Origin of the sequence: Salmonella sp. 741265055_HSA (genome assembly GCF_046569525.1) — a bacterium.
GTDB lineage: Bacteria > Pseudomonadota > Gammaproteobacteria > Enterobacterales > Enterobacteriaceae > Salmonella > Salmonella enterica.
The window spans coordinates 35,667-54,815 of record NZ_JBKFSQ010000008.1; the positions used below are offsets into that span (position 1 = coordinate 35,667).

18 protein-coding genes, 1 tRNA gene and 3 other RNA genes are annotated in these 19,149 nt (G+C 52.5%); 14 read left to right on the forward strand and 8 right to left on the reverse strand.

The window, feature by feature from the left end; genetic code table 11:
• Window positions 1-29 precede the first annotated feature (29 nt).
• From ACLD4K_RS06540 to ACLD4K_RS06550, 3 genes are all read left to right on the forward strand, one after another.
• Window positions 30-497 carry a GNAT family N-acetyltransferase gene (locus ACLD4K_RS06540; protein WP_000702452.1) on the forward strand — a complete coding sequence of 156 codons (468 nt, stop codon included), beginning with the start codon at window positions 30-32 and terminating at the stop codon, window positions 495-497.
• 177 nt (window positions 498-674) lie between these two features.
• Window positions 675-962 carry a DUF1778 domain-containing protein gene (locus tag ACLD4K_RS06545; RefSeq protein ID WP_074182586.1) on the forward strand — a complete coding sequence of 96 codons (288 nt, stop codon included), beginning with the start codon at window positions 675-677 and terminating at the stop codon, window positions 960-962.
• Complete coding sequence (locus ACLD4K_RS06550) at window positions 950-1,435, forward strand: GNAT family N-acetyltransferase (protein WP_000533909.1); 486 nt, start codon at window positions 950-952, stop codon at window positions 1,433-1,435. Before ACLD4K_RS06545 ends, ACLD4K_RS06550 begins: the two co-directional genes overlap by 13 nt.
• A 371-nt stretch (window positions 1,436-1,806) precedes the next feature.
• Here the strand turns inward: ACLD4K_RS06550 and cueP are convergent, their stop codons facing one another.
• The 3 genes from cueP to ACLD4K_RS06565 form a co-directional block, all read right to left on the reverse strand.
• Window positions 1,807-2,346 carry a copper-binding periplasmic metallochaperone CueP gene (gene cueP / locus ACLD4K_RS06555; RefSeq protein ID WP_411011571.1) on the reverse strand — a complete coding sequence of 180 codons (540 nt, stop codon included), beginning with the start codon at window positions 2,344-2,346 and terminating at the stop codon, window positions 1,807-1,809.
• Between the two features lie 172 nt (window positions 2,347-2,518).
• Window positions 2,519-2,731: an RNA chaperone/antiterminator CspA gene (gene cspA / locus ACLD4K_RS06560; RefSeq protein WP_000014594.1), complete on the reverse strand. Its 213-nt coding sequence runs from the start codon at window positions 2,729-2,731 to the stop codon at window positions 2,519-2,521.
• Window positions 2,732-3,018: 287 nt separating this feature from the next.
• A complete protein-coding gene (locus ACLD4K_RS06565; protein ID WP_000455790.1) occupies window positions 3,019-3,309 on the reverse strand; it encodes an HTH-type transcriptional regulator in 291 nt (96 codons plus the stop codon).
• A 438-nt stretch (window positions 3,310-3,747) separates the two neighbouring features.
• On the opposite strand from ACLD4K_RS06565, the gene ACLD4K_RS06570 reads away from it, so the two are divergent.
• Window positions 3,748-4,458, forward strand: a complete 711-nt coding sequence (locus ACLD4K_RS06570; RefSeq protein WP_000190524.1) for a DUF3053 domain-containing protein — start codon at window positions 3,748-3,750, stop codon at window positions 4,456-4,458.
• 49 nt (window positions 4,459-4,507) lie between these two features.
• On the opposite strand, the gene ghrB is transcribed toward ACLD4K_RS06570, so the two are convergent.
• A complete protein-coding gene (ghrB, locus tag ACLD4K_RS06575; protein WP_001528209.1) occupies window positions 4,508-5,482 on the reverse strand; it encodes a glyoxylate/hydroxypyruvate reductase GhrB in 975 nt (324 codons plus the stop codon).
• Between the two features lie 218 nt (window positions 5,483-5,700).
• Window positions 5,701-6,363 carry an OmpA family lipoprotein gene (locus tag ACLD4K_RS06580; protein ID WP_000747548.1) on the reverse strand — a complete coding sequence of 221 codons (663 nt, stop codon included), beginning with the start codon at window positions 6,361-6,363 and terminating at the stop codon, window positions 5,701-5,703.
• Window positions 6,364-6,515: 152 nt separating this feature from the next.
• Between ACLD4K_RS06580 and ACLD4K_RS06585 the strand changes: the two genes are divergently transcribed.
• Entirely contained in the window at window positions 6,516-8,849 is a 2,334-nt protein-coding gene (locus ACLD4K_RS06585) for a molybdopterin guanine dinucleotide-containing S/N-oxide reductase (RefSeq protein ID WP_411011572.1), read from the forward strand.
• On the opposite strand, the gene ACLD4K_RS06590 is transcribed toward ACLD4K_RS06585, so the two are convergent.
• Both ACLD4K_RS06590 and tag read right to left on the reverse strand, forming a co-directional pair.
• Window positions 8,818-9,258: an N-acetyltransferase gene (locus ACLD4K_RS06590; protein WP_183059200.1), complete on the reverse strand. Its 441-nt coding sequence runs from the start codon at window positions 9,256-9,258 to the stop codon at window positions 8,818-8,820. The genes ACLD4K_RS06585 and ACLD4K_RS06590 overlap by 32 nt on opposite strands.
• Window positions 9,236-9,817: a DNA-3-methyladenine glycosylase I gene (gene tag / locus ACLD4K_RS06595; protein WP_183059201.1), complete on the reverse strand. Its 582-nt coding sequence runs from the start codon at window positions 9,815-9,817 to the stop codon at window positions 9,236-9,238. Before tag ends, ACLD4K_RS06590 begins: the two co-directional genes overlap by 23 nt.
• A 156-nt stretch (window positions 9,818-9,973) precedes the next feature.
• On the opposite strand from tag, the gene ACLD4K_RS06600 reads away from it, so the two are divergent.
• The 6 genes from ACLD4K_RS06600 (at window position 9,974) to ACLD4K_RS06625 (ending at window position 13,270) form a co-directional block, all read left to right on the forward strand.
• A complete protein-coding gene (locus ACLD4K_RS06600; RefSeq protein ID WP_411011573.1) occupies window positions 9,974-10,678 on the forward strand; it encodes an autotransporter domain-containing protein in 705 nt (234 codons plus the stop codon).
• A 230-nt stretch (window positions 10,679-10,908) separates the two neighbouring features.
• On the forward strand, window positions 10,909-12,600 hold the full coding sequence (gene eptB / locus ACLD4K_RS06605) for a kdo(2)-lipid A phosphoethanolamine 7''-transferase (RefSeq protein ID WP_411011574.1): 1,692 nt from the start codon (window positions 10,909-10,911) through the stop codon (window positions 12,598-12,600).
• A 90-nt stretch (window positions 12,601-12,690) separates the two neighbouring features.
• A tRNA-Pro gene (locus ACLD4K_RS06610) sits at window positions 12,691-12,767 on the forward strand.
• A gap of 34 nt (window positions 12,768-12,801) precedes the next feature.
• A non-coding RNA gene (locus ACLD4K_RS06615) (RtT sRNA) lies at window positions 12,802-12,934 on the forward strand.
• A 34-nt stretch (window positions 12,935-12,968) separates the two neighbouring features.
• A non-coding RNA gene (locus ACLD4K_RS06620) (RtT sRNA) lies at window positions 12,969-13,102 on the forward strand.
• A gap of 34 nt (window positions 13,103-13,136) precedes the next feature.
• A non-coding RNA gene (locus ACLD4K_RS06625) (RtT sRNA) lies at window positions 13,137-13,270 on the forward strand.
• Here the strand turns inward: ACLD4K_RS06625 and ACLD4K_RS06630 are convergent.
• Entirely contained in the window at window positions 13,261-14,268 is a 1,008-nt protein-coding gene (locus ACLD4K_RS06630; protein WP_411011575.1) for a substrate-binding domain-containing protein, read from the reverse strand. The genes ACLD4K_RS06625 and ACLD4K_RS06630 overlap by 10 nt on opposite strands.
• A gap of 149 nt (window positions 14,269-14,417) precedes the next feature.
• Between ACLD4K_RS06630 and ACLD4K_RS06635 the strand changes: the two genes are divergently transcribed.
• The 3 genes from ACLD4K_RS06635 to dppA all read left to right on the forward strand — a co-directional run bounded on the left by ACLD4K_RS06635 (window position 14,418) and on the right by dppA (window position 19,088).
• Window positions 14,418-15,542 (forward strand): aryl-sulfate sulfotransferase, encoded by a 1,125-nt coding sequence (locus ACLD4K_RS06635; protein WP_411011576.1) that lies wholly within the window; start codon window positions 14,418-14,420, stop codon window positions 15,540-15,542.
• A gap of 57 nt (window positions 15,543-15,599) precedes the next feature.
• A complete protein-coding gene (locus ACLD4K_RS06640; protein WP_001136076.1) occupies window positions 15,600-16,925 on the forward strand; it encodes a uracil-xanthine permease family protein in 1,326 nt (441 codons plus the stop codon).
• Window positions 16,926-17,480: 555 nt separating this feature from the next.
• Entirely contained in the window at window positions 17,481-19,088 is a 1,608-nt protein-coding gene (gene dppA / locus ACLD4K_RS06645) for a dipeptide ABC transporter periplasmic-binding protein DppA (protein ID WP_183059206.1), read from the forward strand.
• Window positions 19,089-19,149: the final 61 nt, after the last annotated feature.

Sequence of the window (19,149 nt, forward strand, 5' to 3'; positions counted from 1 at the left end):
TCTACAAGTAACTCTCACAATGAGGTTTTATGAAAATCAGAAGGTTCAGTAATGGGGATGAAATATCGTTATTCAGAGTTTTTTTCTCATCTGTACATACGATCGCATCACACTACTACACACGTGAACAAATTGATGCTTGGGCCCCAGCAGATATCGACCTGGAGCGATGGGCCAATCACATTAAGGAATTACAACCTTTTGTTGTAGAGCTGGATGGTGAAATAGCTGGATATGCAGATGTTCAACCAAATGGATACATTGATCATTTCTTTGTATCAGGAACCTATTCAAGACAGGGGGTAGGGACACTACTGATGAATTGCATTCATGAGGAAGCCAGACAGCGTGGAATTAGTGAACTTACTTCAAATGTAAGTAAGGCTGCGGAAGTGTTCTTTCTACGACACGGCTTTCATATAGTGGAGCGAGGCTTTCCTATTTGCCGTGGAGTGACATTACAAAATGCTCTGATGAGGAAATGTTTGGCGAAATAATAGTCAGCCTGCAGAAAGGCAGCATTGTTCTTTTGCCTTGTTGAACTCAGTAAACCGCTACAATGAGCAATTTCCGCTTCTGGCACAAAGCGAACATCAGTATTCGAAAAATGAAAAACGACGACTTGATGTATACCGTTTGCTATACATGGTGGTTATGCTATGCTTGTAAAGCAAATGCTATACAAAGGGTGTCTCATGAAATCAGATGTTCAACTTAACCTTAGAGCTAAGGAATCGCAGCGGGCGCTCATTGATGCAGCTGCGGAAATCCTTCACAAGTCACGTACAGATTTCATTCTGGAAACGGCCTGCCAGGCTGCCGAGAATGTGATCCTTGACCGCCGTGTATTTAACTTTAACGATGAGCAATATGAGGAGTTCATCAATCTGCTTGATGCACCGGTCGCAGATGATCCCGTTATCGAAAAACTGCTGGCAAGGAAACCTCAGTGGGACGTGTAACAGCACCAGAACCTTTGTCCGCTTTTCATCAGGTAGCTGAGTTCGTCAGCGGTGAAGCTGTGCTCGATGACTGGTTGAAGCAAAAGGGCCTCAAAAACCAGGCTCTCGGAGCGGCCAGAACATTTGTGGTGTGCAAGAAAGACACGAAGCAAGTAGCCGGTTTTTACTCTCTGGCCACCGGTAGCGTCAACCATACAGAAGCGACAGGCAACCTTCGGCGTAACATGCCAGATCCCATCCCTGTCATTATACTTGCCCGTCTTGCTGTCGATCTCTCATTCCATGGAAAAGGGCTTGGTGCTGATTTACTTCATGATGCAGTGCTTCGTTGTTATCGGGTTGCCGAGAATATTGGTGTACGTGCAATCATGGTTCATGCACTTACCGAAGAAGCCAAAAATTTCTACATTCACCATGGTTTCAAATCATCACAAACTCAGCAGCGAACATTGTTCCTTAGGCTCCCTCAATAGAATACAAAGACTGTTATGTTCAAATCGCTATAAGCGATAATTTGATAGAACGTCTAAGGTTAAATTCAGGAAGAATACGACGAACAAAATATTGATGAGACAGGAATCCGCGTGATGCAAGAAAGCAACGGAATGGATAATCCGATTGCGGACAATGTTATTTAGTTATAGCCAGAAACAAAAAAGAGCCCATGTATTAAATGGACTCTTTCGCTGATGCCTCGGTTAATCTGTCCAGGTTTTTGGGGTCAGTACAAAGTGAGCCCACCTCTGCCATTCTTGTGGCGTTATGCATTCTCAAGGCACCCTGTTAATTTTATCTTGTTGGCGCTTTGTAGGCCCGATAACCCATTATGTTATCGGGCATTTTTTTAACGTAATGGTAATTCCGTCAGACAGGTCTGGCTGTCATCACTGGTGGCAATGGCATGTGACGCCGTTTTACCGTTGTAGCTTACTTCGAGCGTCCCTTCCATATTGCGCGGTAGCCAAACACCGATAAATCCGTTTCGATAGCTTTGCATCTCTTTTTGTACGATGACAGCGCCTTTACTGTCTGTCACTTTTACAGTGAACGGTTTATTCGGCATTTCTCCCTGACAGCCGGAAAGGCTGTGGTTAAAACAGGGGTGTGTCCGCCATTCATAGGGCGCAAAAGAGAGATAGAATTTGTCGCCTAACGGCAGCGTATAAATCTGCTCTCCGTCAGATAATTTGAGTTCGGTACTGGTAATCGACGCGGAGTAAGGCAAAGGACGGCTCTGTGGCGTCTGATCAATCGCATCCACGATCTGCTCAACCGTTTTTCCCGCCAGCCCATGTTGCGCCAGAAAAGCGGATTCTGCGGATGCCGCAAGCGCGGAGCCGCTGGCGCATAAACCCAAAAGTAATAACCATGATGATTTCGACATAACTTCAATTCCTTGTGAACAATATCCTTGCCTACTATAGGGGTTCCCCTAAGGGAAAGGTCAAAGGGACGCAGGGTAAAGTAATGCAAAGTTATGCTGGGAGAGAGGGGGGAATTGGAATAAAAAAATCCCCGCCATCAGGCAGGGATTCAAAATTCTGAGCTTTTTAAGCTTACAGGCTGGTTACGTTGCCAGCTGCCGGGCCTTTAGCGCCGCTTTCGATGGTGAAGGAAACTTTCTGACCTTCGTCCAGAGATTTGTAACCATCGTTCTGAATAGCGGAGAAGTGTACGAACACGTCTTTAGAACCGTCATCAGGAGTAATAAAGCCGAAGCCTTTATCAGCGTTGAACCATTTTACGATACCAGTCATTTTACCGGACATAGTGTATTACCTTTTAAAAAATAAGTGTGCCTTTCGGCGTTATGGCGTGCTTTACAGATTTTTTAAGCGTTAAGGAAATGCGCACTACGAGGGGTATCTAATGGATAACTCTTGAAGGGACTTGCCTTACTAAACTGCTTTAATGGTCTGTACGTCAAACCGTTGAGCACATTAACTCATGTAATGCCGGGCGATGCAACTTTTATTTTACTTTATTTCTCCAGGCCAGGAATCGGGTGGGGAAAACGGTCCTTACGCAGGACCGTTAAAACAGAAAGGGGTAAAAATTACTCCATCAATTGCTTACTTAAGCGTGGGTTTGCCTGTATCAGGCGCATCAATTTGAGCTCTGCTGGCGTGGGTTTTTCGCGTTTCGATTCCCATTCCTGAACCATGGCAACCGTTACGCCCAGCGCTCTGGCGAATTCATCTGTTTTTAGTCCCGTCCCTCTCCGTAACTGTTCAAATTCGGTAAAAGGATTGGGTTTTTGCGTCAGGGTGATCTTTCGCGTTTCATCTTTAAAAACAATTTGTTCCAGGCTGCTCAGCAGCTCAAACATCGGATCTTTATATTCCATTGAGAACTCCTGTAAATCACACAGCGGGATCGTGAAGTGCATCGAAGCCTCTTAAGAATAGTCGGGAAACTTGCGGGTGGGGGGCGACGCGCCGCCAGGAAGCGCTATCGATTCGTTTCGATGCCTTACGCTACGCAACTTTTAGGACGCTAACAATTTGATCCAGGAAGGTATATCCGTCTTTCAGAAAATAATTGTAAAGATTAAAAAAATATTACATTCCCCGCTGGAAAGCTTTCTTGCCGCGTTTTTTATCGCATTGCCAGGTCAAAAATTAACAATAAAATAACAAATCAAGCACTGATGCAGATAAACATAATTTTCCGCTACAAGATCGCGTGGAAAGGGTATCCTGCAAGCCTGACCTGGACTATCCTTGTAAGCCGTCAGGCACGCAGGTGTCGTTGTGCGCATTTTTGGGTGAAAGGAGTATTAACAATGGCGACAGGTAAGTCCTGCTCTCGCTGGTTTGCGCCTGTTGTGGCGTTATTAATGGTGTTTAGCCTGAGCGGGTGTTTTGATAAAGAAGGCGATCAGCGCAAAGCGTTTGTCGATTTCCTGCAGAATACAGCAATGCGTAGCGGAGAGCGTTTACCAACGCTGACGGCCGATCAGAAAAAACAGTTTGGTCCGTTCGTGTCTGATTACGCGATACTGTATGGCTACTCGCAGCAGGTAAACCAGGCGATGGATTCCGGTCTGCGCCCGGTGGTCGATAGCGTTAACGCCATCCGCGTTCCGCAGGATTATATGACGCAACGCGAGCCGCTGCGGCAGGCAAATGGTTCGTTAGGCGTGCTGGCGCAACAGTTGCAGAATGCAAAACTGCAGGCTGATGCCGCGCATGGCGCGTTAAAGCAGGCCGATGACCTGAAACCTGTGTTTGATCAGGTCTACAAAAAAGTAGTCACCGTGCCGGCAGATGCTTTGCAGCCGCTGATCCCGGCGGCGCAGATCTTTACGCAGCAGTTGGTACAAGTGGGCGATTATATTGCGCAACAGGGCGAGCAGGTGAGCTTTGTCGCGAACGGCATTCAGTTCCCGACCTCACAGCAGGCCAGCCAATATAATGCGCTGATTGGGCCGTTGGCCTCGCAGCATCAGGCGTTTAATCAGGCCTGGACGGCGGCGGTAAACGCAACCCAGTAATGACAGTCTGCCCGATAAGCGCAAGCCAGCGCTTATCGGGCCTGTAGTGTTATCCCGCCGCCTGCGGATTGACGCAGTTCTTCTCTATTTTTCCCTGCAGCGCATCAATCAAATTATCCACCGCACAGGCCATCATGTTGTAGCGCGTCTCATGCGTTGCTGAGCCAATATGCGGCACTGCGACGACATTAGACATGTTCAGCAGGGGCGAATCCACGGATAGCGGTTCCTGTTCAAAAACATCCAGACCTGCCGCATATATTTCACCGTTTTGTAGCGCGGCAATCAGCGCGTTTTCATCGACCACCGGGCCGCGTCCGGCATTAATAAAAATGGCGGACGATTTCATTCTGGCAAACTGTGTTGCACCAAACAGATGTCGCGTTTCTGCCGTTAGCGGCAGGATCACGCAGACAAAATCAGCCTCCTGCAACAACGTATCCAGATCGCAGTAGCGGGCGTTAAAACGGTCTTCCGCCTCCTGATGCCGCCGACGGGCGTGATAGAGAACCGGCATGGTAAACCCAAAGTGCGCCCGCTGCGCCAGCGCCATCCCGATACGCCCCATCCCAACGATACCGAGTGTTTTGTGATGCACATCGACGCCAAACCACGCCGGGCCAATGCTTTCCGTCCATTCACCCGCTTTAACCCGTTCTGCGACGTCCACCACGCGGCGGGCAGTGGTCAGCATCAACGCCATCACCGTATCGGCAACGGTTTCCGTCAAAACGGCAGGCGTGTGCATCAGGACTATTTTGCGGGCAGTAAGGGCGTCCACCTCGACATTATCGTATCCCACCGAGATGGTCGACGCCGCGCGTAGCGCCGGCATTTTTTCCAGCAGCGCGCGGTTAACGGTTTCGCTGGCGCCCAGAAGGCCTTGCGCGCTGGCAAATGCCTGCGCGTGTCGCGCGACCGTTTCCGGATGCAGGTTCGGTACCTGGGTGACGGTAAAATGCGCCTCCAGGCGATGCAGCAAATCATCAGGCAGGGTTTTGTAGAGAATGATGGACGGCTTCATGCGGCTCTCCGTAAATCAAAAGGTAAGCGCGGCATGCGCCAACCGGAACAGGCTTATTATTAACCCGTTTAGCCATCATCGACCAGCCAATTTCCCCGCTGTCGGCAGCCGTGTCGTGGTAAATAATGAATGAATACCGAGTAATGCGCGATGTGTCCGGTCTGGCGAGGGAGTAATGCAGGCCGGGTAAAGCATACCGCCTTACCCGGTACTGTCGTTTACTGCAATGGACTCAAGGTAATTTCGACGCGGCGGTTTTGCGCCTTACCTTCTGCCGTGCTGTTGCTGGCGATCGGGTTCGCCGGACCCATTCCGCTGGTACGGATACGGCTGGCGTCGACGCCCTGGGTGATCAGCGAACTGGCGACAGAGTCAGCACGCTGCTGCGACAGGCGCATATTCAGATCGTGGCTACCGGTACTGTCGGTGTAGCCCACCACATTGACGGCGGTCTTGGGATACTCTTTCAGCACCATCGCCACGCCGGTCAGCGTGTTAGCGCCTGCCGGTTTCAGCGTCGCGCTGCTGCTGTCGAAGGTGACATTATTCGGCATATTCAGAATGATATTATCGCCGCTTCGCGTCACGCTAACGCCTGTGCCCCGCATTTTGTCACGCAGTTTTGCTTCCTGTACGTCCATGTAGTAACCCACGCCGCCGCCCAGCGCCGCGCCAGCCGCCGCGCCAATCAGTGCGCCTTTACCGCGATCTTTTTTGGAGGAGGAGAGCGCGCCGATGCCTGCGCCAACCAGCGATCCAATACCCGCGCCAATGCCGGATTTACCTGCTTCGCGTTCGCCGGTGTAAGGGTTTGTTGTGCAGCCAGATACTGCCAGGGCGCCGCTCACGATGGCAGCAATCACAAATACACGTTTTTTCATCTTAAATCCTTATCACTTTTTTATTTTTACCACAGCGACCGTGGCGGTTGATTATGACGTCTGCACATGAAGAAAATTCCAGGGAAAACTCTGAAATTTGTAAGTAACATTGATCGGCAAAATAAATAATCCCAATAATTCAGGAGCGAACCTTGACCCACGTACCATCGCGTCATTCGGTATTGACCGCCGCACACTGGGGGCCAGTCCGCGTTGAAACCGACGGAGAACGCATTTTTGCCTCGTATGGCGAACTCCCGACGGCACACCAAAACTCCCTGCAAACCGTTGTGCATGACCAGGTTCACAGTAAAACGCGGGTTCGCTTCCCGATGGTGCGTAAAGGGTTCCTGGCTTCTCCCGATAAGCCGCAAGGCATACGCGGGCAGGATGAGTTTGTTCGCGTAAGTTGGGATGACGCGCTGGATTTGATCCACGCTCAGCACAAACGTATTCGTGAAAGTTATGGACCATCGTCCATCTTCGCTGGCTCCTACGGTTGGCGTTCGAACGGCGTATTGCATAAAGCGGCTACGCTATTGCAGCGTTACATGGCGCTGGCGGGAGGGTATACCGGCCATCTTGGTGATTATTCCACCGGCGCGGCGCAGGCTATCATGCCTTATGTGGTGGGTGGCAACGAGGTTTACCAGCAGCAGACTAGCTGGCCGGTGGTGCTGGAACACAGCGAGGTGGTGGTGATCTGGAGCGCGAACCCGCTGAATACTCTGAAAATTGCCTGGAATGCCTCGGATGAGCAGGGGCTCGACTATTTTGCGGCGTTGCGACAAAGCGGCAAACGCCTGATCTGCATCGATCCGATGCGCTCGGAAAGCGTCGACTTTTTTGGCGATAAGATGGAGTGGATCGCCCCACATATGGGCACCGATGTGGCGTTAATGTTGGGAATCGCCCATACGCTGGTGGAAAACAGTTGGCAGGATGAAGCGTTCCTTGCCCGCTGTGCGACGGGTTATGACCGCTTCGCCGACTATCTTGTGGGCACGACCGACGGTACGGCCAAAACAGCGGAATGGGCGGCGGAAATTTGCGGCGTTTCTGCGGTGAAAATTCGTGAACTGGCGGAAATATTTCATCATAACACCACCATGTTGATGGCCGGTTGGGGAATGCAGCGTCAGCAGTTCGGCGAGCAAAAGCACTGGATGATCGTCACGCTGGCCGCAATGCTGGGGCAAATTGGTACGCCTGGCGGCGGGTTTGGTTTTTCTTATCATTTTGCTAACGGCGGAAACCCGACGCGCCGCACCGCCGTGTTAGCCTCGATGCAGGGAAGCATCCCTGGCGGGGTCGATGCGGTAGATAAAATACCGGTGGCGCGTATTGTCGAGGCGCTGGAAAACCCCGGTGGGTTTTACCAACACAATGGGATGGATCGCCGCTTCCCGGATATTCGTTTTATCTGGTGGGCGGGCGGCGCGAACTTTACTCATCATCAGGATACCAACCGTCTGATTCGCGCGTGGCAAAAACCGGAACTGGTCGTTATCTCGGAATGTTTCTGGACGGCCGCCGCGAAACACGCGGATATTGTTCTGCCCGCGACCACCAGCTATGAGCGTAACGATTTAACCATGACCGGCGACTATAGCAATCAGCATTTGGCGCCGATGAAGCAGGTCGTGTCGCCCCGGTGGGAGGCGCGGAATGATTTTGACGTTTTTGCTGAACTGAGCGAACGGTGGGAAGCCGGCGGTTATGCTCGGTTCACCGAAGGAAAAAGTGAGCTGGCGTGGCTGGAGACTTTCTATAATATTGCCGCCCAGCGTGGCGCCAGCCAGGGGGTGACGCTGCCGCCGTTTGCCGCATTCTGGCAGGCTAACCGTTTACTGGAGATGCCGGAAAATCCCGCCAACGCGCAGTTTGTGCGCTTCGCGGATTTTCGCCGCGATCCTGATAACCATCCGCTAAAAACGGCCAGCGGCAAAATCGAAATCTATTCTGCGCGCATTGCCAGCTATGGTTACGCGGATTGTCCCGGTCATCCGATGTGGCTGGTGCCGGATGAGTGGCACGGGAACGCCGATGCGGGGCAGGTTCAGCTACTTTCCGCGCATCCGGCGCACCGTCTGCATAGCCAGCTTAACTACAGTTCGTTACGGGAGCGGTATGCGGTAGCCGGACGCGAACCGGTGACGATTCATCCGCAGGATGCGACAACGCGCGGAATCGTCGATGGCGATACGGTACGCGTCTGGAATCATCGCGGGCAGGTTCTGGCGGGCGCGGTCGTTACCGACGGAATTCGGCCTGGCGTTATCTGTATTCACGAAGGCGCATGGCCGGACCCTGAACCTACCGCAGGCGGCATATGCAAAAACGGCGCGGTAAACGTCCTGACAAAAGATCTTCCCAGTTCCCGGCTGGGGAACGGTTGTGCGGGCAACACCGCGCTGGTCTGGTTTGAGAAATATACCGGCCCGACGCTACCGCTTACGGCGTTTGATCCGCCTGCCAACTCATAATCCAGGTGGGGTGGGAGGTATCCTCCTGCCAGGCGCTATCTTCAATACGAAAACCAAGCGCATGGTAGAAGTTTACGGCGGATTGATTTTTCTGGTAAACCTCAAGGCTCAGCAGAGGAAAACGTTGCTGGACATATTCCAGAAGCGCTTTGCCAATGCCCTGTCTTAACGCGTCGGGGGCGACAAACAGCGCCCCGACAAAACGGGCTTCCAGTACGCTGACGAAGCCTTTCAGGTGTCCATTTTCCTCCCATACCCAGGTTTGCGCGGCGGGTAAATAGACGTCGCGTACAATTGCTTCGCTCTCGTGCCAGTAACGTTCTTCGATAAAGGGATGGGCATAAATGGTACTTTTCATCCACAGCGCCAGAATAGACGCCATGTCTTCACTCTGGGATTTGCGAATCATGTTTTTCTCCCGGATGGCAAAAACAGCCGGTAATATGGTCGTTGACCAGTCCGCACGCCTGCATAAAGGAGTAACAGATAGTCGTACCGACAAACTTGAAGCCGCGTTTTTTCAATGCCTTAGCAAGCGCATCGGACGCAGGTGTTGAGGTAGGGATCTCATCCAGGCTGGCCGCCTGGGCGATCTGCGGCTGGCCATCAACGAATGACCAGACAAAATCGGCGAAAGACTCGCCGTTTTGCTCCATCGCAAGCCAGGCGCGGGCGTTACTGATAATGGCCTGAATTTTACCGCGATGTCGTATGATGCCCGTGTTCTGCAGCAGGCGTTCAACATCCTCCTCCTGCATAGCTGCGATGCGTTCCGGGTCAAACTGATGAAAACAGGCGCGATAGTTCTCCCTCTTTTTAAGCACGGTGATCCAGGATAAACCGGCCTGTTGACCTTCAAGACAGATCATTTCAAACAGCTTTCTGCTATCAGTTTCCGGTACGCCCCACTCGTTATCATGATAGGCAATATAAAGGGGGTCCTGGCTGACCCAGCCGCAACGCTGCATAGACTTCCTCGTTATTGTGGTTACCGCGAAAATTTCCTTCAACCCGCCTTGACGGGCCCGCTAAAAGGACAATAGTTAATACAGGGCTGATGCCCGACATCCTTCATTCAATGACAATAATATCGCCGAATTCGGCTCTACTCTGGAGTCGCGTTGATGATTGTAAGAAAACGCCGTGGTCGCCGGACATTGCGTTGTCTGGCGGGCCTTATGGCCTGCTCGTTTTTTATCAATACCACGTATGCCTGGCAACAAGAATATATCGTTGAAGCGGCTCCGGGGCATACGACGGAACGCTATACCTGGGACAGCGATCACCAACCGAATTACAACGACATACTGGCCGAACGTATTCAGTCTACGCAAAATACGGTGGGTCCGGTGCTTAGCCTGGCGGATGAAACCCCGCTTGATGCGACCAGCGGTATCAGTATGGGCTGGAATTTTCCGCTTTCCCGACGCGTGACCACTGGGCCGGTAGCGGCGCTGCATTACGACGGTTCGACGTCATCAATGTATAACGAATATGGCGATAGCGCGACGACATTAGCGCTTACCGATCCGTTATGGCACGCCAGCGTCAGTACGTTAGGCTGGCGGGTAAACTCGCAGTTCGGCGATGTCCGTCCCTGGGCACAAATCAGCTATAACCAACAGTTTGGGGAAAATATCTGGAAAGCGCAGTCCGGGTTGAGTCGTATGACCGCAGTAAATCAGGCGGGAAACTGGCTGGATGTCACCGTAGGCGCGGACGTGTTACTTAACCCGCACATGGCGGCGTATGCGGCGTTTTCCCAGGCGGAAAATAGCGCTACGGATAGCGATTATTTGTATACCCTGGGGGTGAACGCTCGCTTTTAACGAGATAAACCGCTGCCTGGACTTATTAGAAGTTCAGCTAATACCCTGTCTATATATTTACAAAAATATATAGGTCAATCACATTCTCTATAGACACTTTTTGCGCTTCCTGTGGTCTACTTAGCCGCGCTTGTAGACTTTCTCACATCTGCGTTAGCCGCATATTTACCTGTTTGATTAAAGAATCGTTGTACAGGTCGTTTTTATCCCGATTCCCAGGGTTTGTTTGCATGAGATACATTAAATCGATGACGCAACAGAAACTTAGTTTCTTGCTTGCGCTCTATATCGGTCTGTTTATGAATTGCGCCGTGTTTTACCGCCGTTTTGGCAGTTATGCGCAAGAATTTACCGTTTGGAAAGGTCTCTCCGCGGTTGTCGAACTTGGCGCCACGGTGCTGGTCACTTTCTTCTTACTTCGTCTTCTTTCACTGTTTGGCCGACGCGTCTGGCGTGTGCTGGCCACGCTGGTGGTGCTGTTTTCCGCTGGCGCCAGTTATTACATGACCTTCCTGAACGTGGTGATTGGCTACGGCATTATTGCGTCTGTTATGACCACCGATATCGATCTCTCGAAAGAGGTGGTGGGGCTGCACTTCGTATTGTGGCTGATTGCCGTGAGCGTGCTTCCGCTCATCTTTATCTGGAGTAACCACTGTCGCTACACGTTGTTGCGCCAGCTACGTACGCCGGGGCAGCGTTTTCGCAGCGCCGCTGTAGTGGTACTCGCAGGCGTAATGGTGTGGGCGCCTATCCGCCTGCTGGATGTACAGCAAAAAAAGGTTGAACGGGCGACAGGTATCGACTTACCCAGCTATGGCGGCGTGGTGGCGAACTCCTATCTGCCTTCAAACTGGTTATCTGCGTTAGGGCTGTATGCCTGGGCGCAGGTAGATGAGTCGTCGGACAATAATTCGTTAATCAACCCGGCCAGGAAATTTACCTATGTTGCGCCGAAGGATGGGGATGACACCTACGTTGTTTTCATTATCGGTGAGACGACCCGTTGGGATCACATGGGGATTTTCGGCTACGAGCGTAATACCACGCCGAAGCTGGCGCAGGAAAAAAATCTGGCGGCGTTCCGCGGCTATTCCTGCGATACCGCGACGAAGCTTTCTTTACGCTGTATGTTTGTACGGGAAGGCGGGGCGGATAATAACCCGCAGCGTACGTTAAAAGAGCAGAATGTTTTTGCCGTACTCAAACAGCTCGGATTCAGTTCCGATCTGTACGCCATGCAGAGCGAGATGTGGTTCTATAGCAATACCATGGCGGATAATATCTCCTACCGCGAGCAGATCGGCGCCGAGCCGCGTAACCGCGGTAAAACGGTTGATGACATGCTGTTGATTGATGAGATGCAGAACTCACTTGCCCAGAACCCGGAGGGTAAGCATCTGATTATCCTGCATACTAAGGGGTCGCATTTTAACTATACGCAACGTTATCCGCGCAGCTACGCTCAGTGGAAGCCCGAATGTATTGGGGTCGATAGCGGCTGCACGAAAGCGCAGATGATCAACTCTTACGATAACTCCGTGACCTATGTGGATCACTTTATTACCAGTGTGTTCGATCAGCTACGTGATAAAAAAGCGATTGTGTTCTACGCGGCTGACCACGGCGAGTCGATTAACGAACGCGAACATTTGCACGGTACGCCGCGCAATATGGCGCCGCCGGAGCAATTCCGTGTTCCGATGCTGGTATGGATGTCGGATAAATATCTTGCCAGTCCGCAACATGCGCAGATGTTCGCTCACCTGAAACAGCAGGCGGAGATCAAGGTGCCGCGTCGTCATGTGGAGCTGTACGATACGATAATGGGCTGCCTGGGGTATACATCGCCGAACGGCGGTATTAACCAGAACAACAACTGGTGCCATATTTCCGATGCGCAGAAAGTCGCCGCGAAGTAGGTTGTCTGCCGACTTTCTCGCCGATTGAATTGTATTTTGCGACTAAGGGATTGACGGGCGTGCGCCTGAGCAGTAAGATGCGCCCGCATTCGGTGATTGGCGCAGCCTGGTAGCGCACTTCGTTCGGGACGAAGGGGTCGGAGGTTCGAATCCTCTATCACCGACCAAATTCAGAAACCTTGCTCAACGAGCAGGGTTTTTTGTATCTGAAGTCTGACGAGGATGAGAACCTCCGGGGGCAAGAGGTTCGACCCGAGCGAAGCGAGAGAACGTTGCGTCAGCAACGGCCCGCAGGGCGAGCCACGTAGTAGCGAGTCATCCTCTATACCGACCAAATTCAGAAAGCCTGCTCAATGAGCAGGGTTTTTTGTATCTGAAGCCTGAAGAGGATGAGAACCTCCGGGGGCAAGAGGTTCGACTCGAGCGCAGCGAGAGAACGTTGCGTCAGCAACGGCCCGCAGGGCGAGCCACGCAGTGGCGAGTCATCCTCTATCACCGACCAAATTCAGAAACCCTGCTCAACGAGCAGGGTTTTTTGTATCTGAAGCCTGAAGAGGATGAGAACCTCCGGGGGCAAGAGGTTCGACTCGAGCGCAGCGAGAGAACGTTGCGTCAGCAACGGCCCGCAGGGCGAGCCACGCAGTGGCGAGTCATCCTCTATCACCGACAGGTTGACGCTCGCACCACCAGTTCAGGCATGATCCCGTCGCTGTGACTGACCTTCTTGCCCGCCAGCAAATCAAATAATAGTGTGATTGCCTGTCGCGCCACCTCATCAAGATGCATGTTGACTGCCGTCAGCGGCGGCAGCGATTCGCGCGCGCGGATACCATCATAGCGGGTGACCACGCGCATCCGCTCCGGGATAGCGACTGCCTGTTCCTGGAAAGCGCGTACCGCGCCGCTGGCAAAGGTATCGATCAGCACCAGCACGCCGTCAACGTCGGGATGTGCCTGTAATAGCTGTTGCGCGGCCTGGTAGCCAGCATTTTCACCCTCGCTTTCATTGAGAGAGTAGACGACGGGGGCCTGGCGTCCCGCGCACCAGCGCTGGTAAGCCGCTTTGCTCTCCAGAACTGATGTTCGCGGTGTGTTACCGACAAATAACGCACATTTGCTGGCACCGGAGGCCTCCAGATGCGTTAGCAGAAGTTGTGCTGTTGCCGCTGAGTGCAGCTCAACCCAGGGTGCAGGAGTCCCGGCGCCTGGCGTGCGGCCAATGGTGACGCAAGGAATGCCAGCCTGCGCCAGCGCCTGGAGCTGCGGGTCGTTCTCCGCCGGCTCAATCAGGATCGCCGCGTCAAAGCTGACGGCATCCAGTGGATTTGCCCCCGGCGGCACCAGAATCAGCGCATGCTGTTTTTCCAGCGCCATCATCGCGGACGTTAACGCCACCTCCATCATAAATCCCAGTCGTGATGCGCCGGAGGCAATCGCCAGCGGCACCGAAGAGAGCAAGGCAATGGTATTGGTTTTGCCGGTTCGCAACTGGCGGGCGCGAATATTCGGCGTGTAGTTGAGCGCAACAATGGCCTCTTCAATACGCCGTCGCGTCTGCGGCTCGACAAAGCGGGTGTTGTGCAATGCATTGGATACCGTCCCTGGCGACACGCCTGCATGGCGGGCAACATCAATCAACTTTGCACGTTTTTTATTTTGAACAGCCATCTGCTTCCTGACCTGCGAAAATTTGCGCACAGGGTAGCATATTTACCTGACGGTAACGTTTGCTTTTTTTCAATGATGATCGTAAAAAACTCTTCATTAAAACGTTTTAATGGGGTATTTTGGCGCAAATTTATTCCTCAGGAGGCGATGTGGCACACTTAACTCAGGATTCGACTTTCACCCTTGGACGCCGTCCGGCGGGCCTTATCTACGCTGATAATGCGAAGAGCTTTGGCGGCTATACGCTTTTTGCGCCGCAAACCGCCGAAGGGCGGGTTTACCTGGTGGACGAGCAGGGCGAAGTTGCGCATCAGTGGCAGCTTCCGGTTCGCGCCGGGCGTGATGCGGTGCTGCTGCCGAACGGTAATCTGGGTTATAACGGCAGCCACCGCACTTCAGCGAACCTCTATCCGGTGTGGGATCTCTGGCACGGCGGCGACTTCTACGAAGTGACGCCGGATAACGAAATTGTCTGGCACTATGAAGATATTTACCATCACCACGATGCTCAGTGGCTGGAAAACGGTAATCTGCTGTATACCGCCGCGTCGCCGTTACCTGCCGATATCGCCGCCCGTGTTACCGGCGGCGACCCGCGACGTGATGCGCCGGACGGCGTGATTCAGAGCGACGTCGTCAAAGAGGTCAATCGCGACGGTGAAGTGGTCTGGGAATGGCGTGCCTGGGAGCATTTGAATCCGGAAGATTTCCCGATTCATGATATTTTCGACCGCCGCCACTGGCCGATGATTAACGGCCTGTCCGTCACCCGTGATGGCCTGGTGCTGATGAGCCTGCGTACCACTTCCGGCGTCATTGCCGTGGATAAAGAGAGCGGGAAGGTTATCTGGCATGCAGGGCCGGAAGTGGTAGCGCAGCAGCACACGCCGGTTGAGATGGAGAACGGGTCGATTCTGGTTTTCGATAACGGCAACCTGCGTCCCGGCGTCACCTCGCCACATTCCACGGTGCTGGAGTTCGATCCGCAGACCAAAGCGATTACCTGGCAGTATCGCGATATCTTCCCGTCGGCGTTTTTCTCGCCGTATATGGGGAGCGCGCAGCGGCTGGCGAACGGCAACACCTTTATCTGTGAATCGGCGTTTGGCCGCCTGTTTGAAGTCACCCCGGAAGGCGAAACGGTATGGGAATATATCATTCCGTTCTTTAATGAATATCCGGAGCACCTCAGTAAAGGCATTATTCCTGGAAAACAGAACAGCGCCTTCCGTGCGCATCGCTATGCCGCTGATGCCATTAGTTGGTTGAAATAATGCAGACCGCCAGCCCGCGCTGGCGGTTATTTTTTTGATGTTTTATGGGAGTTAATCATGCCGCAGCCTGGCCTTACTACGCCGGATAACGATGCATTACCCTGGCAAACCACCTTACTTTTGGCGCTTCAGCATGTGCTGGTCGTTGCCGCCACCCCCATTACCTCCGTCTTCCTGATCGCCAAAGCGCTCCACTTTACCGATACGGTGACCGCCTCGGTACTTAGCGCGACCTTTCTGATGTGCGGTCTGGGCGCTATTTTGCAAAGCCTGGGTGTGAAAGGGGTGGGCGCGCGTTTGCCGTTTATTATGGTACCGGGGGGCGCGCCGATTGCGATTTTCGTTGCGATCGCTTTACAGACCAATATCCAGACCGCGATTGGCGCCGTAATTCTGACCTCGCTGTTCTACTTTATCGCGTTGCCGATTTTCCGCCGCTGCCTGCACCATTTTCCCCCCTTTATCATTGGCATCATGCTGCTAATGGTGTCGATTAACCTTATTCGCCTGTACGGCGGGTTGATCATTGGCCAGCCAGGGAGCGCCGACTTCGCTCATCCAACCAGTATCATTTTATCGCTGGGGACTATCCTGATAACGCTGATTTTCGCGCTGGCGTTTAGCGGTATTTTGCGCCAGCTGGCGGTGATGTTCGGCCTTTTAGCGGGAACGTTGCTGGGAATGGCGCTGGGCAGCACCGATTTTAGCGGTGTTGGTCACGGGCCGCTGTTTAGTTTCCCACAGCTTTTGCCGTTCGGCTGGCCGATTTTTGATCTCTCCGCCTCGCTGCCGTTACTGATTTACGCGGTCATCTCTATGGCTGAAGCAACCGGGCAAACGATTGCGACCGCGGAAATAGTCAATTCCACGCAAAATGTGCAGCAGGCGATTCCACGTACCATTCGTGGTGATGCGGTAATGTCGCTGCTGGGGGGGATTTTTGGCACCTCCTTAATTATCACCTCCGGCGAAAATATTGGGGTGGTACGCACCACTAACGTGAAATCGCGTTTCGTGACTGCGGCTGCCGGAGGATTGTTAATCCTGATTGCCATATTCGCGCCGCTGGTACGTCTGGCGACCTGTCTGCCAGGTTCGGTGGTGTGCGGTACGGCGGTGATTGTCTTCAGCATTATCGGGGTCATCGGCATTGATATGATTGCGCGTGAGCCACTGCATACGCCGGGTAAAACCTACGCGCTGGCGATGGGGCTGGCCATGGGAATGCTACCTATACTGGTACCCGGCCTGTATCAGAATTTCCCGGCGGGCGTACAGATGGTCTTTGGCAACGGCATGGCAGCAGGGACGTTGACGGCGATTCTGGTGAACTCGTTGTTTAACTGGAGCGAAAAGCGCACGCAGGCCAGGGTCAAAAGTTAGTTTTTGTGATCGCGGTAGGCCGCACGACGGCCTACTTATTTACAATTTTGTGACATATTCGATGGTGTTTTTCAATGTCCGGATAACTCTTTTTTGCACACGGTTTATGGATAACCTCAGCATTTTCGCCTGGGCGTTTTAGCGTTAGTGGTATTAATCGCTCAGATAATCAACATATCGAAAGAAATTTTTTAATTAATGTCTAATTGTTAATCACTAACTGTTGCAAAATATTAAGTGAATAACTCTGCCTTTCTGCCCATAGCACAAATTTCTCTGCTGAAAATACCCTTTTGAACTTTTTTTAATCTTTGTTTGTTAATTCTCACCGTTGTTGTAAAAGCTGGTTACCTGTATTGACGTTTTGACATTCTATTGACAGATTGTAGGGAATGAGGGGCATTTTATGGAGAATCCGCACTGCAACTCAGTCGATTATGCGAACGGAATCCCCACCTCACACTACTGACCTGACCAGGTAAAAAACAAAAAAGGCCGGGCGGTAAAAGCCACTGCAAAGGGCAAAACAACATACATCACAATTGGAGCAGAAGAATGAGTATTTCCTTGAAGAAGTCAGGGATGCTGAAGCTTGGTTTGAGCCTGGTGGCCATGACCGTTGCTGCCAGCGTGCAGGCCAAAACCCTGGTTTATTGTTCAGAAGGCTCGCCGGAAGGCTTTAACCCACAGCTCTTTACGTCTGGCACCACCTATGATGCCAGCTCCGTACCTATCTATAACCGTCTGGTGGAATTCAAAATCGGCACCACGGAAGTGATCCCGGGTCTTGCTGAGAAGTGGGATATCAGCGAAGACGGTAAAACCTATACGTTCCACTTACGTAAAGGGGTGAAATGGCAATCCAGCAAGGATTTCAAACCCACGCGCGAGCTGAACGCCGATGATGTCGTGTTCTCTTTTGACCGGCAGAAAAACGAGCAGAATCCGTACCATAAAGTGTCTGGCGGCAGCTATGAATACTTTGAAGGCATGGGGCTGCCGGATCTGATTAGCGAAGTGAAGAAGGTCGACGATCACACGGTGCAGTTTGTGCTGACGCGTCCGGAAGCGCCGTTCCTTGCCGATTTAGCCATGGACTTCGCCTCTATTCTTTCCAAAGAATATGCTGACAACATGCTGAAAGCCGGTACGCCGGAAAAAGTGGATCTGAACCCGGTCGGCACTGGCCCGTTCCAACTGGTGCAATATCAGAAAGATTCCCGCATTCTCTACAAAGCCTTTGACGGCTACTGGGGCACGAAGCCGCAGATCGACCGTCTGGTCTTCTCCATCACGCCTGACGCTTCCGTGCGTTACGCCAAACTGCAGAAGAACGAATGTCAGGTGATGCCGTATCCGAACCCGGCTGACATCGCCCGTATGAAGCAGGATAAAAACATCAATCTGATGGAGCAGGCCGGTCTGAACGTGGGTTATCTCTCCTATAACGTACAGAAAAAACCGCTGGATGATGTCAAAGTTCGCCAGGCGTTGACCTATGCCGTGAATAAAGAGGCCATCATCAAAGCCGTTTATCAGGGCGCGGGCGTTGCGGCGAAAAACCTGATCCCGCCGACAATGTGGGGCTACAACGACGATATTAAAGACTACGGCTACGATCCGGAAAAAGCGAAGGCGCTGCTGAAAGAAGCCGGTCTGGAAAAAGGCTTCACCATCGATCTGTGGGCGATGCCGGTACAGCGTCCCTATAACCCGAATGCGCGTCGTATGGCGGAAATGATCCAGGCGGACTGGGCGAAGATTGGCGTTCAGGCCAAAATTGTCACCTATGAATGGGGCGAATACCTCAAGCGCGCTAAAGATGGCGAGCACCAGACGGTGATGATGGGCTGGACCGGCGATAATGGCGATCCGGATAACTTCTTCGCCACGCTGTTCAGCTGCGATGCCGCCCAGCAAGGCTCCAACTATTCAAAATGGTGCTACAAGCCGTTTGAAGACCTGATTCAGCCTGCGCGTGCGACCGATGACCACAACAAGCGTATTGAACTCTATAAACAGGCCCAGGTCGTGATGCATGACCAGGCGCCAGCGCTGATCATCGCTCACTCCACGGTTTATGAGCCAGTGCGTAAAGAAGTTAAAGGCTATGTGGTTGATCCATTAGGCAAACATCACTTCGAAAACGTCTCTGTCGAATAATTAAAAGAGCGCTGCGCCCCGGTGTTGTGTAGGCCGGATAAGCGCAGCGCCATCCGGCGTA

Excerpts from the sequence above, each read along its gene's own strand:
- ACLD4K_RS06540 (WP_000702452.1), top strand. The coding sequence starts at position 30 with ATGAAAATCAGAAGGTTCAGTAATGGGGATGAAATATCGTTATTCAGA.
- ACLD4K_RS06545 (WP_074182586.1), top strand. The coding sequence starts at position 675 with ATGCTATACAAAGGGTGTCTCATGAAATCAGATGTTCAACTTAACCTT.
- cueP (WP_411011571.1), bottom strand. The coding sequence starts at position 2,346 with ATGTCGAAATCATCATGGTTATTACTTTTGGGTTTATGCGCCAGCGGC.
- cspA (WP_000014594.1), bottom strand. The coding sequence starts at position 2,731 with ATGTCCGGTAAAATGACTGGTATCGTAAAATGGTTCAACGCTGATAAA.
- ACLD4K_RS06565 (WP_000455790.1), bottom strand. The coding sequence starts at position 3,309 with ATGGAATATAAAGATCCGATGTTTGAGCTGCTGAGCAGCCTGGAACAA.
- ACLD4K_RS06570 (WP_000190524.1), top strand. The coding sequence starts at position 3,748 with ATGGCGACAGGTAAGTCCTGCTCTCGCTGGTTTGCGCCTGTTGTGGCG.
- ghrB (WP_001528209.1), bottom strand. The coding sequence starts at position 5,482 with ATGAAGCCGTCCATCATTCTCTACAAAACCCTGCCTGATGATTTGCTG.
- ACLD4K_RS06580 (WP_000747548.1), bottom strand. The coding sequence starts at position 6,363 with ATGAAAAAACGTGTATTTGTGATTGCTGCCATCGTGAGCGGCGCCCTG.
- ACLD4K_RS06590 (WP_183059200.1), bottom strand. The coding sequence starts at position 9,258 with ATGATTCGCAAATCCCAGAGTGAAGACATGGCGTCTATTCTGGCGCTG.
- tag (WP_183059201.1), bottom strand. The coding sequence starts at position 9,817 with ATGCAGCGTTGCGGCTGGGTCAGCCAGGACCCCCTTTATATTGCCTAT.
- ACLD4K_RS06600 (WP_411011573.1), top strand. The coding sequence starts at position 9,974 with ATGATTGTAAGAAAACGCCGTGGTCGCCGGACATTGCGTTGTCTGGCG.
- eptB (WP_411011574.1), top strand. The coding sequence starts at position 10,909 with ATGAGATACATTAAATCGATGACGCAACAGAAACTTAGTTTCTTGCTT.
- ACLD4K_RS06630 (WP_411011575.1), bottom strand. The coding sequence starts at position 14,268 with ATGGCTGTTCAAAATAAAAAACGTGCAAAGTTGATTGATGTTGCCCGC.
- ACLD4K_RS06640 (WP_001136076.1), top strand. The coding sequence starts at position 15,600 with ATGCCGCAGCCTGGCCTTACTACGCCGGATAACGATGCATTACCCTGG.
- dppA (WP_183059206.1), top strand. The coding sequence starts at position 17,481 with ATGAGTATTTCCTTGAAGAAGTCAGGGATGCTGAAGCTTGGTTTGAGC.